Genomic DNA, 14627 nt, shown 5'->3' with positions numbered 1-14627 from the left:
CTCAGTTGCTGCGCCGCAGCCAGCGGCGGACCCGCTCGATTTCCATCATCCGCTCCGGGCATTCGGCGCCCCGCTCCGCCGCCCGGGCCATGGCCACCTGCAGCAGCTTGGCGGTGGCGTAGCAGTCGGAGACGGCGTTGTGGCGCTGGATGTTCTCGATGCCGAAGAGGTTGAGCCAGGCATCCAGGGCCACATTGGTGTCGATGCGGTCCTGGAACAGCTCGGGCATGATCCAGGCCAGGTCCAGCCATTGCTGCTCGAACTCGATGCCCAGGTACTTCTCCATGGCCCGGGCGATCATGGAGTGATCGAACATGGCGTGGTAGGCCACCAGGGGGCATTTGCCGATGTATTCGAGGAACAGCAGCAGGGCATCCGCCGGCTCCATGCCCTCCCGCTGGGCCGAACCGCCGATGCCGTGCAGCAGGATGTTGGCGGTGTCGCTCACCACCTCCTGCTTGAGGATCACCTCGAAGGCGTCCTGAGTGTCGATGAGGCCATTGACCACGGCCACGGCACCGATGGAAATGAGCCGGTCCTTGACCATGTTGAGGCCGGAGGACTCCACGTCCACCACCACGTAGCGGGTCTGGAAATGGGAGTGGTTGAGGTCCGGGTCCGGCAGCTGCTGCCAGCGTTCCAGGCGCTCCCGCTGCTCGGGCGAGAGCACCACCTCCGGCTTCTTGCTGCGGAAGAAACGGGCCAGCCAGCTCATACCTGGTAGTCCATCTTGATGCGGCTCTGCAGCTTGCGTACCTGGCGGAAGGATTCCTTGAGGATGCGCCGGTCCAGCTCATTGAGCTTGTCCGGATGGATGCGGTTGTCACCGGCCTGGCCCGCCTCCGTCTCCAGGTGCTGATGCCGCAGGCGCAGCAGCTGGATGAAGTTGAAGGAGTCGATGATGGCGGCCATTTCCTCGCCGCTGATGCCCAGACGCTTGGCGCTGTGGCGCAGGCGCTGCACCGTGTTGCTGTTGTGGATGCCGGCGGCCAGGGCGTAGATGCGGGCGATATCCACGAACAGGCGGGCGCCGTACTTCTTCAGGTCGATGGTGCCCGGATGCTCCGGGTCCAGATCGGTGACGAAGTCCCGGATCTTGCCCAGGGGCGGCTCCACGTGCAGGGCGTTGTGGGCCATCATCTTGAGGAAGCCCGGGTTGCTGGTGGTCAGGCTCAGCATCCACTTGCGCAGCCGCTCCCCCAGGCTGGGGTTGCCGTAGAGGGTGCGGAAATCGAAGAAAATGGTGGCGTTGAGCAGGGCCGCCGGATGGGGATGGCGCACCCAGTTGGTGAACTTTTCCTCCCACTCCTCCAGGGTCAGGCACAGGTCCGGGTTGCCGGCCATGATGTTGCCGGAGCAGAGGGGGAAGCCGCACTTGTCCAGGTCGTCGTTCACGTCCCGGGCGAAGTCCAGCAGCCGCATCTTCAGCTGCTCCTTGTCCATGAAGTCCGGGCACAGGTAGATGATGCCGTTGTCCTGATCGGTACTGAAGGTCTGCTCCTCCCGGCCTTCCGAGCCGAAGGAGAGCCAGGCCCAGTCCACGCCGTAGAGGTCGTGCTTGTCCAGGTTCAGTTCCAGCACCCGGCGGGTGATGGTGTCGTTGAGGGCGGAGATGAACTGGGTCACCTGCTCCGCGCCGACGCCCTGGGCCAGCATGTTGAGGGCCAGCTGGCGTACGTCCTGGCTGGTCTGCAGCAGGGTTTCCAGGTCCGGCGCCGTCTCCACCGACTGGCGGATCTGGCGCAGGCCGACCCGCTGCAGGGTGAACAGGTCCCGCTCGGAAATGACGCCCTTGAGCCGCCCTTCCCCATCCACCACCAGCACGTGGCGGATGCCGTGCATGGCCATGGCCAGGGCCGCATCGTAGGCATAGACCGTGTCCTGCAGGGTATGGGGGTCCTTCGACATGACCTTGCTGATGGGCTCCTCCAGGGCCACGCCGGCCAGCACCACCCGGTGCAGCACGTCGCTCTGGGTGAAGATGCCCACCGGCTTGCCTTCCGCATCGGTGACGATCATGGAGCCCAGGCGCTGCTGGCCCATGGCCTCCAGCACCTGGCGCAGGGGCGTTTCCGGCTGCACCGAGACGGGTTCCCGCTTGGCCAGCAGGGACAGGGGCGTGTTGAGGGACTGCTGCTCCGCCGCCCGCTGGGCGAACTGGACCTGCAGCTGCTGCCGGGACTGGTTGAGCAGGCTGGCGATGTACTGGGTGCAGAACAGGTTGAACACCGAGCTCATGCGCATCAGCTCAAAGAAATCGTCGGCCGCCAGCTGGTAGCAGAAGACATCCTCGATGGCGGTATAGCCGTTGGTGGAGGCCCGCTGGGCGGTGACGGCGCCGATGGGGAAGCATTCCCCCGGGCCCAGGGTCATGGCGTTGTATTCGGTGACATTGACCTCGCCGGCCTGGCGCGCCACCACCTTGCCCCGCTGGATGATGTAGAAGGTGCGGGCCGCCCCCATGTCCGGAGTCAGGATGGCCGCATCCTTGTGGTAATAGGCGAGCTTGAGGCGCTCGGCGAGGAAACGCAGGGCATCCCCCTCCATGCGGTCGAAGGGCGAATGGCGCCGCAGGAACTCCATGGTGGCGGACACCAGCATCTGGGTTGCGTTTGTGGACATTTTTTATTCTCTCCCTGCGCAACGTAGCAAATGAAGAGGCCGGCGCGAACAATATCGCGCCGGCCCGAAAGCGGTCTTTATAGTCTGCCGCTTGGTACAGAGTGTCGATGGCCGGTGGATCATGCCGGCTTCACGACTGGGTGGTCTCCTCCACGCCCCTCTGTATTTCAGTTGTTTTACCGCCGGGTCGCCCCGGCGGCTGGTTGCAGGCTCAGGCGCCGGCTTGTTTCAGTTGCTCCAGGATGGCCGGGTTCTCCAGGGTGGAAACGTCCTGGGTGACTTCCTCGCCCTTGGCCAGGGAACGCAGCAGACGACGCATGATCTTGCCGGAGCGGGTCTTGGGCAGGTTCTCACCGAAGCGGATGTCCTTGGGCTTGGCGATGGGGCCGATTTCCTTGCCCACCCAGTCCTGCAGCTCCTTGATGACGCGCTTGGCATCCTCGCCGGAGGGACGGGAGCCCTTCAGCACCACGAAGGCGCAGATGGCTTCGCCGGTCAGGTCGTCGGGACGGCCCACCACGGCAGCCTCGGCCACCAGGGGGTTGGCCACCAGGGCGGATTCGATTTCCATGGTGCCCATGCGGTGACCGGAGACGTTCAGGACGTCGTCGATACGGCCGGTGATGGTGAAGTTGCCGGTCTTGGCGTTACGCACGGCACCGTCGCCGGCCAGGTACAGGCGGCCGCCCAGGTCTTCAGGGTAGTAGGACTTCTTGAAACGCTCCGGATCGCCCCAGATGGTGCGGATCATGGAGGGCCAGGGCTTTTTCACCACCAGGAAGCCGCCCTTGCCCCACTCCAGCTCGTGGCCGGTCTCATCGACGATGGCGGCCTGGATGCCGGGGAACGGCAGGGTGCAGGAACCGGGCACCAGGGGGGTGACGCCGGGCAGCGGGGTGATCATGTGGCCGCCGGTTTCGGTCTGCCAGAAGGTATCAACGATGGGGCAGCGGCCGCCGCCGATCTCGTTGTAGTACCACATCCAGGCTTCGGGGTTGATGGGCTCGCCGACGGAACCCAGCAGGCGCAGGGAAGTCAGGTCGTACTTCTTCGGCAGGTCGGCGCCGGCCTTGATCAGGGAGCGGATGGCGGTGGGCGCGGTGTAGAAGATGGAGACCTTGTGGTCCTGGATCATCTTCCAGAAGCGGCCGGCGTCCGGGAAGGTGGGCACGCCTTCGAAGACGATCTCGGTGGCGCCGCAGGCCAGGGGGCCGTAGGTGATGTAGGTGTGGCCGGTGACCCAACCGATGTCGGCGGTGCACCAGAAGACATCGTCAGGCTTGATGTCGAAGGTCCACTTCATGGTCAGGGCGGCGTGCAGCAGGTAGCCGCCGGAAGAGTGCTGGACGCCCTTGGGCTTGCCGGTGGAACCGGAGGTGTAGAGCAGGAACAGGGGATGCTCGGCCTCGACCCACTCGGGTTCGCAGATGTCGGACTGGCCGGCTTCGGCATCGGTCCACCACACGTCGCGGCCGGCCACCATGTTGCAGGCGCCGCCGGTGCGCTTGGCCACGATCACGGTCTTCACGGGGGAGTTGGCGCCGACCAGGGTCAGGGCTTCATCGACGGCGGGCTTCAGGGGGATGTTCTTGCCGCCACGGGTCTGCTCGTCGGCGGTGATGACGGCCACGGCGCCGGCATCCAGGATGCGCTCTTCCAGGGACTTGGCGGAGAAGCCGCCGAAGACCACGGAGTGGATGGCGCCGATACGGGCGCAGGCCTGCATGGCGACGATGCCCTCGATGGACATGGGCAGGTAGATGATGACGCGGTCGCCCTTCTTGATGCCCTTGGCCTTCAGCGCATTGGCGAACTTGGCGACGCGGGACAGCAGTTCCTTGTAGGTGACCTTGGAGACGGCACCGCCGTCGGCTTCGAAGATGATGGCGACCTTGTCGCCCAGGCCGGCTTCGACGTTCTTGTCCAGGCAGTTGTAGGAAACGTTCAGCTTGCCGTCGGCGAACCACTTGTAGAAGGGAGCGTTGGATTCATCCAGCACGCTGGTGAAAGGCTGCTTCCAGACCACGTGTTCCTTGGCCAGACGGCCCCAGTAACCGGTGTAGTCGGTTTCCGCTTCCTTGCACAGGGCCTCGTAAGCGGCCATGCCGGAAATCGTCGCCCGCTTCACCACTTCTTCGGAAGGGGGGAAAACACGGTTTTCAACGAGAACGGATTCGATCTGGGACATACTCATCTCCTCTGCATTGTCTGCAATAGCAAAAATTGCTGCGTCGAGAGCTAAACGCCCTCCCTTTCGGGGGCGTGAGTCGCATTTTGTTTCTGGATTTTGCGACCCGCTGGTTTTCCGTGACCTGGAGCAAATCAACTGCCCGCAAAGCCCCGTGAATGGCCGCGATTAAACCCCCCCTTTCTTACAGTGCCCTTACACCTCCTCGCTGCGCCGCAGCATAAAAGAGCACCAAAATCAGCCACCTAGGCATGCTAAAATCCGCGCTCCCAACGGTTCCAACAACCTTGCAACGCACAAAGATGAATTCCAAATTCCAAAACAATATGGAGCGCCTGATCTTCTCCAGCCGCTGGCTGCAGGCCCCCCTCTACCTCGGACTCATCGTCGCCCAGGGCATCTACGTGGTTCAGTTCATGATGGAACTGTCCCACCTGGTGGCCGACATCGCCCACCTGGACGAAGCCAAGACCATGCTCATCGTCCTCGGCCTGATCGACGTGGTGATGATCGCCAACCTGCTCATCATGGTCATCATCGGCGGCTACGAGACTTTCGTCTCCAAGCTGGACATCGAGGGTCACCCGGACCAGCCGGAATGGCTGTCCCACGTCAATGCCGGCGTCCTCAAGGTAAAGCTGGCCACGGCCCTCATCGGCATTTCCTCCATTCACCTGCTGAAGAGCTTCATCAATGCCGCCCAGCTGGACGACCGGGTCCTCGGCTGGCAGGTGGGCATCCACGCTGTATTCGTCGTTTCCGCGTTCATGATGGCCGTTACGGACAAAGTCATGAATCAGACCCTCAACCTCCAATCCAAGCACTGAGGAAACCCAGCATGAGTTCCATTCGCCAGGAAGACCTGATCCAGTCCATCGCGGACGCTTTCCAGTACATCAGCTACTACCACCCCCTGGACTACATCAAGGCCCTGGGCGAAGCCTACGAGCGTGAGGAATCCCCCGCCGCCAAGGACGCCATTGCCCAGATCCTGACCAACTCCCGCATGGCCGCCGAAGGCCACCGCCCCATCTGCCAGGACACCGGTATCGGCATGGTCTTCCTCAAGGTCGGCATGAACGTCCGCTGGGACGACGCCACCATGAGCCTGCAGGAAATGGTCAATGAAGGCGTGCGCCGCGCCTACGCCAACCCGGACAACCCCCTGCGCGCCTCCGTGCTGGCCGACCCGGCCGGCGCCCGCAAGAACACCAAGGACAACACCCCGGCCGTGGTGCACTTCGAGATCGTTCCCGGCGACCACGTGGAAGTGATCTGCGCCGCCAAGGGCGGCGGCTCCGAAGCCAAGTCCAAGTTCGCCATGCTCAACCCCTCCGACGACCTGGTGGACTGGGTCCTCAAGAAGATCCCCGAGATGGGCGCCGGCTGGTGTCCTCCCGGCATCATCGGCATCGGCATCGGCGGCACTCCCGAAAAGGCCATGCTGCTGGCCAAGGAATCCATCATGGCCCCGGTGGACATCCATGATCTGCAGGACAAGGCCAAGAGCGGCGCCAAGCTGACCCGGGCCGAAGAACTGCGCCTGGAGCTGTACGAGAAGGTAAACGCCCTGGGCGTCGGCGCCCAGGGCCTGGGCGGCCTCACCACCGTGCTCGACGTCAAGGTGCTGGACTACCCCTGCCACGCCGCCAACCTGCCCGTGGCCCTGGTGCCCAACTGCGCCGCCACCCGCCACTGCCACTTCCACCTGGATGGTTCCGGCCCCGCCAAGATCGAGCCGCCCAAGCTGGAAGACTGGCCTGCCGTGACCTGGACCCCGGACCTGAAGGCCGCCACCCAGGTCAATCTGGATACCCTGACCAAGGAAGAAGTGGCCTCCTGGAAGCCGGGCCAGAAGCTGCTGCTCAACGGCAAGATGCTGACCGGCCGCGATGCCGCCCACAAGCGCATCGCCGACATGCTGGCCAAGGGCGAGAAGCTGCCGGTGGACTTCACCAACCGGGTCATCTACTACGTGGGCCCCGTGGACCCGGTGCGCGACGAAGTGGTCGGCCCCGCCGGCCCCACCACCGCCACCCGCATGGACAAGTTCACCCGCATGATGCTCGAGAAGACCGGCCTCATCTCCATGATCGGCAAGTCCGAGCGCGGCCCCGTTGCCATCGAGGCCATCAAGGACAACAAGTCCGCCTACCTGATGGCCGTGGGCGGTGCCGCCTACCTGGTGGCCAAGGCCATCAAGAGCGCCAAGGTGGTGGGCTTTGCCGACCTGGGCATGGAAGCCATCTACGAGTTCGAGGTGCAGAACATGCCCGTCACCGTGGCCGTGGATTCCTCCGGCACCAGCGTGCATGAGACCGGCCCCAAGGAATGGCAGGTCAAGATCGGCAAGATCCCGGTCAAAGCCTAAGCTCTCCGCTCAAGACCACCGACCGCCATGTGGCGTCGTCTACGCATCGCCGTACTGCTGCTGGTACTGGCGTCGGTGGCCTTTTCCGCCTGGCATGCCAAGGCCAACGCCACGGCATGGAAAGGCACTCTGCGCGTCGCCGTCTATCCCCTGGCGGCCGACGACAGTGCCGCCACCCGGCGCTATCTCCAGCGCCTCGGTGAGGACAGTTTCCAGCCCATCAGCGATTACCTGAACAGCGAAGCGGCGCGCCACGGCGTCACCACCCTGCGTCCGGTGGACATCACCCTGGGCGGGGAAATCCGCCAGCTGCCGCCGCCCCGCCCCCAGGGCGGCAGCGTGCTCGACAGCATCCTGTGGAGCCTGCAGCTGCGCTACTGGGCCTGGAAACAATCGCCGCCCACCAGCCCCAAGCCCCAGGTGCGCCTCTACCTGCTCTATCACGATCCGGCCCTGAACCCCCGGGTGCCCCATTCCAGCGGCCTGGAGAAGGGCATGCTGGGCGTCGTGCATCTCTTCGCCGACCCGCGCCAGACGGCGCAGAACCACGTCGTCGCCGCCCACGAGCTGCTGCATACCCTGGGCGCCAGCGACAAGTACGACATGGCCACCGGCCTGCCCCTGCACCCCGACGGCTATGCCGCGCCGTTCCAGGAGCCGCGCTATCCCCAGAGCGAAGCCGAACTGATGGCCGGCCGCCTCCCCCTCGGCCCCGACCGGGCCCGCATTCCCGACTCCCTGGACGAAACCCTGGTCGGCCCTGCCAGCGCCCGGGAAATCGGCTGGCGCCGATAGCCCTCCCCTTTTTGCGGAAACATCCCATGCCCATCGAACGCTTCGGCACCACGCCCCGCTACTCCGACGTGGTGATCCACAACGACACCATCTACCTGGTGGAAGTGGCCCAGACCCTGGAGGCCGATGCCGCCACCCAGACCCGGGAAATCCTGGCCAGCATCGAGCAGTTGCTGGCCAGGGCCGGCAGCGACAAGAGCCGCCTGCTGCAGGTCACCATCTATCTGGCCGACATGGCCGACTACGATGCCATGAACGAGGTCTGGGATGCCTGGCTGCCCGCCGGCAGTGCCCCTTCCCGGGCCTGCGTCCAGGCCCGCCTGGCCAAGCCCGGTTATAAAGTGGAACTGGTGGTGGTCGCGGCGCGGTAAAATCCCCCGCCATGATCGGCATCTTCGACAGCGGTATCGGCGGCCTCTCGGTCCTGGCCGCCATCGCCCGCAGCCTGCCCACGGCAGACCTCACCTACCTGGCGGATACCGCCCACGTGCCCTACGGGCCGCGCAGCGACGCCTTCATCCAGGGCCGGGTGCTGGCCATCGGCCACCATCTGGCGGAACAGGACTGCGGCCTCATCGTCGTCGCCTGCAACACCGCCACCGCCGCTGCCGTGCAGATGCTGCGCGCCGCCCTGCCCCACATCCCGGTGGTCGGCGTCGAGCCCGGGGTCAAGCCGGCGGCCAAGGCCAGCCGCAGCCGCCGCATCGCCGTCCTCGCCACCGAATCCACCGCCCGCAGCGAACGCCTGGCCCGCCTCATCCGGGACCATGCCGACGGCGTGGACGTGCTGGTGGAGCCCTGCCCCGGCTGGGCCACCCGGGTCGAGAGCCGGGACCTGCAGACCCCCGAATTCGTCGCCGAAGTCCGCCTCAAGATGCAGCGGCTGCTGGATGCCGGCGCCGATCAGCTGGTCCTGGGCTGTACCCACTATTCCTTCCTCACCCCCCTGCTGGCGCCCCTGGTGGCTGGCCGCGCCCAGCTGGTGGACGTGGCCGAGGCGGTGGCCCGCCAGGCCCAGCGCCTGGCCGGCGCTTCGGCCCAGGGCCAGGGCCGGCTGCTGTTGCAGGCCACGGCCCGGCCGGAACAGCTGCACGCCAGTCTGGCCGGACTGGGCCTGGGCTGGCTGGCCGAACGCTGCCGCGGCGAGGAACTGCTGGCCCGGGTCTGAGCTCCGTCGGCCCCTGGCGGCCTTGACCCGCTCCCGGGTTTGCTCCAACAATGGACAAAAAACCACGGAGCTCCAATATGGCCGATACCCCCCTCTCCCCCGACAGCAGCGTTCCCGACTTCTCCCTGCCGGCCACCGGCACCAGCCCCTTCACCCTCTCCGCCCACGCCGGCAAGACCGTCGTCCTCTACTTCTACCCCAAGGACAGCACCCCCGGCTGTACCACCGAAGCCCAGCAGTTCCGCGACCTGCACCCGCAATTCGTCGCCGCCGGCGCCCTGGTCCTCGGGGTGTCCCGGGATTCCCTCAAGTCCCACGAAAATTTCCGTACCAAGCAGAACCTGCCCTTCGACCTGATCTCCGATCCGGACGAAACCCTGTGTTCCCTGTTCGGTGTCATGAAATTGAAAAACATGTATGGGAAACAGGTAAGGGGCATCGAGCGCAGCACCTTCGTCATCGACGGCAAAGGCAAGCTGCGCAAGGAATGGCGCGGGGTGAAGGTGCCCGGCCACGCCCAGGAAGTACTCGATTTCGTCACATCCCTCTGACCCTCGACCGACAGGACGCCCCATGGCCCGCAAACCCGCCGCGAGCAGCAAAACGGTAGCTTCCTCTTCCTCCACCGCCTCTTCCCGCTGCAAGATTTTCGTCCTCGACACCAACGTGCTGATGCACGATCCCACCAGCCTCTTCCGCTTCGAGGAACACGACGTGTTCCTGCCGATGATGGTGCTGGAGGAACTGGACAACAACAAGAAGGGCATGTCGGAAATCTCCCGCAATGCCCGCCAGGCCAGCCGTACCCTGGACGACATCCTGGCCCACGCCGGCGACGAGATCGAGGGCGGCATTTCCCTGGAAACCCCGTCCAGCAAGCTGGCCACCGGCCACCTGTTCCTGCAGACCGAGGCCATCAGTTCCGAACTGCCCCAGGCCCTGCCCACCTCCAAGTACGACAACCAGATCCTGGCCGTCGTCTTCCACCTGCAGCGCCGCTACCCCAAGCGTTCGGTGATCCTGGTGTCGAAAGACATCAACATGCGCATCAAGGCCCGCACCCTGGGTCTGGCCGCCGAGGACTACTTCAACGACAAGGTCCTGGAAGACACTGACCTGCTGTACACCGGCGTGCGGGAACTGCCGGCGGACTTTTGGGACAAGCACGGCCAGGGCATGGAGTCGGGCAAGCGGGAAGGCCGCACCTACTACCGCATCAAGGGGCCCCTCTGCTCCCACCTGCTGGTCAACGAATTCGTCTATCAGGAAGGCCCCCAGCCGCTCTATGCCCTGGTGCGCAACGTTTCCGGCAAGAGCGCCGAGCTGGAAACCCTGATCGACTTCACCCACCCCAAGAACAACGTCTGGGGCATCACCGCCCGCAACCGGGAACAGAACTTTGCCCTCAACCTGCTGATGGACCCGGAGGTGGATTTCATCACCCTGCTGGGCCAGGCCGGCACCGGCAAGACCCTGCTGACCCTGGCCGCGGGCCTGACCCAGGTGCTGGAGACCAAGCAGTACTCGGAGATCATCATGACCCGGGTGACGGTGCCGGTAGGCGAGGACATCGGCTTCCTGCCCGGCACCGAGGAGGAGAAGATGGCCCCCTGGATGGGCGCCCTGGAGGACAACCTGGACGTGCTCAACAAGACCGACGACGAGGCCGGGGACTGGGGCCGGGCCGCCACCCGGGACCTGATCCGCAGCCGCATCAAGGTCAAGTCCCTCAACTTCATGCGGGGCCGCACCTTCATCAACAAGTACCTGATCATCGACGAGGCCCAGAACCTGACGCCGAAGCAGATGAAGACCCTCATCACCCGGGCCGGCCCGGGCACCAAGGTGGTCTGCCTGGGCAACATCGCCCAGATCGACACGCCCTACCTGACCGAGGGTTCCTCCGGTCTTACCTACGTGGTGGACCGCTTCAAGGGCTGGACCCACTCCGGCCACATCACCCTGCAACGGGGCGAGCGTTCCCGCTTGGCTGACCACGCGGCCGAAGTGCTATAATTTTTCCACGTTTTCATCCCCCTAAAGCCGCACCTGGTGCGGCTTTAGTTTTTCCGGAGGACCGAGCATGAAGCGCCGTGCCTTTCTTGCGCTTGCCGGCGGCCTTGCCGTCGCTCCCGGTAGCGTCCTCGCTGCCAAGAAAACCAATACCAATACAAGTTCCAAGCCCGCCGCCAAGGCGACGGCCAAGAAGCCGGCCGGCAAGGCCGGCGCCAAGGCGGCTCCGGCCAAAAGCAACGCCCGGGGCAATACCGCCAACCTGCGTCCCTCCGCCCCCAACCAGCCGCCCGCCGGCCACGTCACCGGCATGCGCCCGGCCCCCCTGCCCCGTCCGCGCCAGCAGTCCTGGCGCCATTACGACCTGGTGGTCAAGGTCACCGCGCCGGACAGCGGCCAGCCCCTGCGGGCCTGGATTCCCGTACCTTCGGAAAACGACTGGCAGCGGGTGGAAGACCTGGACTGGCAGGGCAACTACGGCAAGGCCGGCCTGCGCCGGGACGGGGACAGCGGCCTGCTGACCTTCTTCGCCGAATGGCCCGCCGGCACCCGGGCTCCGACCCTGGAACTGAAGCTGCGCCTGGGCACCCGCCAGCGCCTGTTCGACATCACCCGCCGCGGCGCCACGCCGGAGACGGAGGAAGTGCTCAACCAGAACCTGCAGAGCCTGGGCCCCTGGCCCCAGGACGTGCTGGCCGAGCTGGCCGAACGCATCACCGGCCGCATCCGGGAACCCATGCCCCAGGCCCTGGCCATCTACGACTGGGTGGTGGATCACGGCATCAGCTGCAGCGGCGCCCCCGAGTCCATCCAGGCCGCCCTCTGCGCCCGCAACGACGGCGGTGCCGGCCTGGCCGGCATCTTCGTCGCCCTGTGCCGGGCCTGCGGCATTCCCGCCCGCCGGGTCAGCGGCCAGCGCCTCGGCCCTTCCCGCCAGTCCCCCAGCCTGGGCGCCAGCGGCGACGTTTCCACCGCCCAGCACTGGCGCGCCGAATTCCACGCCCCCTTCTACGGCTGGGTGCCGGTGGACCCGGCCGATGCGGCCCTGGCCCAGCGCCAGGACGGGGACAGCGGCGCCCTGCGCAAGCGTCTCTTCGGCTTCTGGGAAATGAACTGGGCCGCCTACAGCAGTGCCGACGGGGTGCATCTGCCCCAGGGCCCCGGCGAATCCCTGCCGGTGGTGGACCGGCCCCTGCTGGCCCAGGTGGAGCGGGACGGCAGCGTGCGCCTGCTGGGCCGCCAGGGCGGCATCAGCCTGGAAGCCCGTCCCAGCGAGGGCTAGTCCCGGCAGACGCTTCCCTCCCACCAGGGGAAGCCATGGAAGGCAATAAGGACGCCATTCTCCAGGCACATGCGGCGGAGAATGGCGTCTTTCCTTTATTTACGGGCACATAGACGAAACAACGCCGCCCCCATTGTCCCCCGGGGAGGCAGCGGAGCGGCCCGCCGTCCCGGCGCGGCCTTCCCTTCAGTAGATGCCGAGGGCCAGGCCCGCAGCCAGGGCGGCGCCCACTTCGGCGCAGCGCTCCAGATCGTCCGCCGCCAGAATCTTGGGAGCCAGGATGGCCTCCGGCGTCTGGGCCCGGGTGCACACGATGAGGGGCTCGGCCACCGCCTTGAGGCGCCAGCCGGTGGCGATGCGCGCCACCTGACGGGCCGCCCCCTGGCCGTCGCTGCCGGCGCACACAAGGACGGCGTAGGGACGGCCGTTGAGGCGATCCAGGACGGGGTAGTAGCTGCGGTCGAAGAAATCCTTGAGACGGCCGGCCATGGCCCCCAGGTATTCCGGCGTGACGAAGAGATAGGCATCGGCCGCCAGCAGGTCCGCCGGGCCGACGCTGTCGGCATGGCACAGGCGCACCGTCACCAGCGGCTCGTCGCCGGCGCCCCGGGCGGCGGCCTCGGCCATGGCGGCGGCGCCGCCGGTCTGGGAGTGGAAGACGACGAGCAGGGTCTTCACGCCACGAGGCCCGCCAGGATCAGTACTCGGGACCCCGGCTGCCCTGGAAGGCGCAGTTCTCGAAGCGGGTGTATTCGCCGAGGAAGGTGAGGTGCACCGTGCCGGTGGGGCCGTTACGCTGCTTGCCGATGATGACTTCGGCCTGGCCCGGATACTGGCTCTTTTCCTTGTTGTAGTAGTCGTCCCGGTACATCATCATGATCACGTCCGCATCCTGTTCGATGGCGCCGGATTCGCGCAAGTCGGACATCATGGGGCGCTTGTCGGTCCGCTCTTCCACCTTCCGCGACAGCTGGGACAGGGCGATCACCGGCACCGACAGTTCCTTGGCCAGGGACTTCAGGGCCCGGGAGATTTCCGACACTTCCGTGGCCCGGTTCTCGCCGCCGCCGGCCTTGGCGGAGACCATCAGCTGCAGGTAGTCGATCACGATCAGGCCCAGCTTGCCGCCGTACTGGCGCGCCAGGCGCCGGGCCCGGGCCCGCAGGTCCAAGGGGTTGAGGCCGCCGGTCTCGTCGATGTAGAGGGGCTTCTCGTGCATCTTGCCGAGGGCCATGGAGAGGCGGGACCACTCCTCGTCGTTGAGGCGGCCGGTACGCAGGCGGTGGGAATCGAGGCGCCCGAGGGACGCCACCATCCGCATGGCCAGCTGGGCGCCGCCCATTTCCATGGAGAACACGCCCACCGGCAGGCCCTGCTCCACCGCCACGTATTCGGCGATGTTGAGGGCGAAGGCGGTCTTGCCCATGGAGGGGCGGCCGGCGACGATGATGAGGTCGCCGGGCTGCAGGCCGGAGGTCTTGGAATCCAGGTCGATGAAGCCGGTGGGCACGCCGGTGACGTCGGAGGGATTGTCCCGGTCATGCAGTTCCTCGATCTTCTGCACCACCTCGTTGAGCAGGGGGTTGATGTGCACGAAACCCTGCTGGGAATGGGCGCCCTTTTCCGCGATTTCGAAAACCCGGGTCTCGGCTTCGTCGAGCAGGGTCTTGGCGTCCCGCCCCAGGGGGTTGAGGGCGCTGGAGGCGATCTCGTCGCCGGCCGTCACCAGCTGGCGCAGGATGGCCCGCTCCCGCACGATTTCGGCGTAGCGGCGGATGTTGGAGGCCGACGGCGTATTGGCCGCCAGTTCGCCCAGATAGGCCAGGCCGCCGGTATGTTCGGTCTCGCCGGCCGCATCCAGGGCCTCGGACACCGTCACCACGTCCGCCGGCTTGCCCAGGGAGAGCAGGCGCTGGATCTGGCGGAAAATGCGCCGGTGTTCGTCCCGGTAGAAGTCGCCCTCGGCGACCATGTCGCCCACCTTGTCCCAGGCCTGGTTGTCCAGCAGCAGGCCGCCCAGCAGGGACTGTTCGGCCTCCAGGGAATTGGGCGGCACCCGCAACTGGGCCAGGGCCGGATCGATGGGGGAATCGGAAGGGTCGGAGCGGGAGAAACGACGGGGCTTGTTCATGGCGAGGTCAATGTCGAGGAAGGGCAATTCTACTCTGCCGCCGCCCATTGGGGCCCG

At 66.0% G+C, this 14627-nt stretch carries 13 protein-coding genes; 8 read left to right on the top strand and 5 right to left on the bottom strand.

The genetic code is table 11. The annotated features are described in order from the left end of the window. Position 1 precedes the first annotated feature (1 nt). From AC3QLZ_RS16915 to acs, 3 genes are all read right to left on the bottom strand, one after another. Positions 2-715, bottom strand: a complete 714-nt coding sequence (locus AC3QLZ_RS16915) for a 3'-5' exonuclease (RefSeq protein ID WP_014237075.1) — start codon at positions 713-715, stop codon at positions 2-4. Further along, on the bottom strand, positions 712-2622 hold the full coding sequence (locus AC3QLZ_RS16910; RefSeq protein ID WP_014237074.1) for a DUF294 nucleotidyltransferase-like domain-containing protein: 1911 nt from the start codon (positions 2620-2622) through the stop codon (positions 712-714). Before AC3QLZ_RS16910 ends, AC3QLZ_RS16915 begins: the two co-directional genes overlap by 4 nt. 211 nt (positions 2623-2833) lie before the next feature. Then, positions 2834-4810: an acetate--CoA ligase gene (acs, locus tag AC3QLZ_RS16905; protein WP_014237073.1), complete on the bottom strand. Its 1977-nt coding sequence runs from the start codon at positions 4808-4810 to the stop codon at positions 2834-2836. Between the two features lie 302 nt (positions 4811-5112). Between acs and AC3QLZ_RS16900 the strand changes: the two genes are divergently transcribed. The 8 genes from AC3QLZ_RS16900 (at position 5113) to AC3QLZ_RS16865 (ending at position 12439) form a co-directional block, all read left to right on the top strand. After that, positions 5113-5637: a TIGR00645 family protein gene (locus AC3QLZ_RS16900; protein WP_014237072.1), complete on the top strand. Its 525-nt coding sequence runs from the start codon at positions 5113-5115 to the stop codon at positions 5635-5637. Positions 5638-5648: 11 nt separating this feature from the next. Beyond that, entirely contained in the window at positions 5649-7181 is a 1533-nt protein-coding gene (locus tag AC3QLZ_RS16895; protein ID WP_014237071.1) for a fumarate hydratase, read from the top strand. Positions 7182-7208: 27 nt separating this feature from the next. Next, the gene (locus AC3QLZ_RS16890; protein ID WP_014237070.1) at positions 7209-7976 is read left to right on the top strand and encodes a hypothetical protein; all 768 of its coding nucleotides are present in this window, start codon (positions 7209-7211) and stop codon (positions 7974-7976) included. Positions 7977-8002: 26 nt separating this feature from the next. Further along, complete coding sequence (locus AC3QLZ_RS16885) at positions 8003-8347, top strand: RidA family protein (protein ID WP_014237069.1); 345 nt, start codon at positions 8003-8005, stop codon at positions 8345-8347. 11 nt (positions 8348-8358) lie between these two features. Further along, the gene (gene murI / locus AC3QLZ_RS16880) at positions 8359-9144 is read left to right on the top strand and encodes a glutamate racemase (protein ID WP_014237068.1); all 786 of its coding nucleotides are present in this window, start codon (positions 8359-8361) and stop codon (positions 9142-9144) included. 77 nt (positions 9145-9221) lie between these two features. Beyond that, complete coding sequence (locus tag AC3QLZ_RS16875) at positions 9222-9695, top strand: peroxiredoxin (protein ID WP_014237067.1); 474 nt, start codon at positions 9222-9224, stop codon at positions 9693-9695. 22 nt (positions 9696-9717) lie between these two features. Continuing rightward, positions 9718-11160, top strand: a complete 1443-nt coding sequence (locus AC3QLZ_RS16870) for a PhoH family protein (RefSeq protein ID WP_014237066.1) — start codon at positions 9718-9720, stop codon at positions 11158-11160. 67 nt (positions 11161-11227) lie between these two features. Then, entirely contained in the window at positions 11228-12439 is a 1212-nt protein-coding gene (locus AC3QLZ_RS16865) for a transglutaminase-like domain-containing protein (protein WP_014237065.1), read from the top strand. 186 nt (positions 12440-12625) lie between these two features. On the opposite strand, the gene AC3QLZ_RS16860 is transcribed toward AC3QLZ_RS16865, so the two are convergent. Both AC3QLZ_RS16860 and dnaB read right to left on the bottom strand, forming a co-directional pair. After that, on the bottom strand, positions 12626-13117 hold the full coding sequence (locus AC3QLZ_RS16860; RefSeq protein WP_014237064.1) for a flavodoxin family protein: 492 nt from the start codon (positions 13115-13117) through the stop codon (positions 12626-12628). A gap of 19 nt (positions 13118-13136) precedes the next feature. Then, on the bottom strand, positions 13137-14570 hold the full coding sequence (dnaB, locus tag AC3QLZ_RS16855; RefSeq protein ID WP_043799125.1) for a replicative DNA helicase: 1434 nt from the start codon (positions 14568-14570) through the stop codon (positions 13137-13139). Positions 14571-14627: the final 57 nt, after the last annotated feature.

This window comes from Azospira sp. MPR-LB4, from assembly GCF_058809525.1.
This window is presented reverse-complemented; position numbering and strand designations above follow the sequence as displayed.

Excerpts from the sequence above, each read along its gene's own strand:
- AC3QLZ_RS16915 (WP_014237075.1), bottom strand. The coding sequence starts at position 715 with ATGAGCTGGCTGGCCCGTTTCTTCCGCAGCAAGAAGCCGGAGGTGGTG.
- AC3QLZ_RS16910 (WP_014237074.1), bottom strand. The coding sequence starts at position 2,622 with ATGTCCACAAACGCAACCCAGATGCTGGTGTCCGCCACCATGGAGTTC.
- acs (WP_014237073.1), bottom strand. The coding sequence starts at position 4,810 with ATGTCCCAGATCGAATCCGTTCTCGTTGAAAACCGTGTTTTCCCCCCT.
- AC3QLZ_RS16900 (WP_014237072.1), top strand. The coding sequence starts at position 5,113 with ATGAATTCCAAATTCCAAAACAATATGGAGCGCCTGATCTTCTCCAGC.
- AC3QLZ_RS16895 (WP_014237071.1), top strand. The coding sequence starts at position 5,649 with ATGAGTTCCATTCGCCAGGAAGACCTGATCCAGTCCATCGCGGACGCT.
- AC3QLZ_RS16890 (WP_014237070.1), top strand. The coding sequence starts at position 7,209 with ATGTGGCGTCGTCTACGCATCGCCGTACTGCTGCTGGTACTGGCGTCG.
- AC3QLZ_RS16885 (WP_014237069.1), top strand. The coding sequence starts at position 8,003 with ATGCCCATCGAACGCTTCGGCACCACGCCCCGCTACTCCGACGTGGTG.
- murI (WP_014237068.1), top strand. The coding sequence starts at position 8,359 with ATGATCGGCATCTTCGACAGCGGTATCGGCGGCCTCTCGGTCCTGGCC.
- AC3QLZ_RS16875 (WP_014237067.1), top strand. The coding sequence starts at position 9,222 with ATGGCCGATACCCCCCTCTCCCCCGACAGCAGCGTTCCCGACTTCTCC.
- AC3QLZ_RS16870 (WP_014237066.1), top strand. The coding sequence starts at position 9,718 with ATGGCCCGCAAACCCGCCGCGAGCAGCAAAACGGTAGCTTCCTCTTCC.
- AC3QLZ_RS16865 (WP_014237065.1), top strand. The coding sequence starts at position 11,228 with ATGAAGCGCCGTGCCTTTCTTGCGCTTGCCGGCGGCCTTGCCGTCGCT.
- dnaB (WP_043799125.1), bottom strand. The coding sequence starts at position 14,570 with ATGAACAAGCCCCGTCGTTTCTCCCGCTCCGACCCTTCCGATTCCCCC.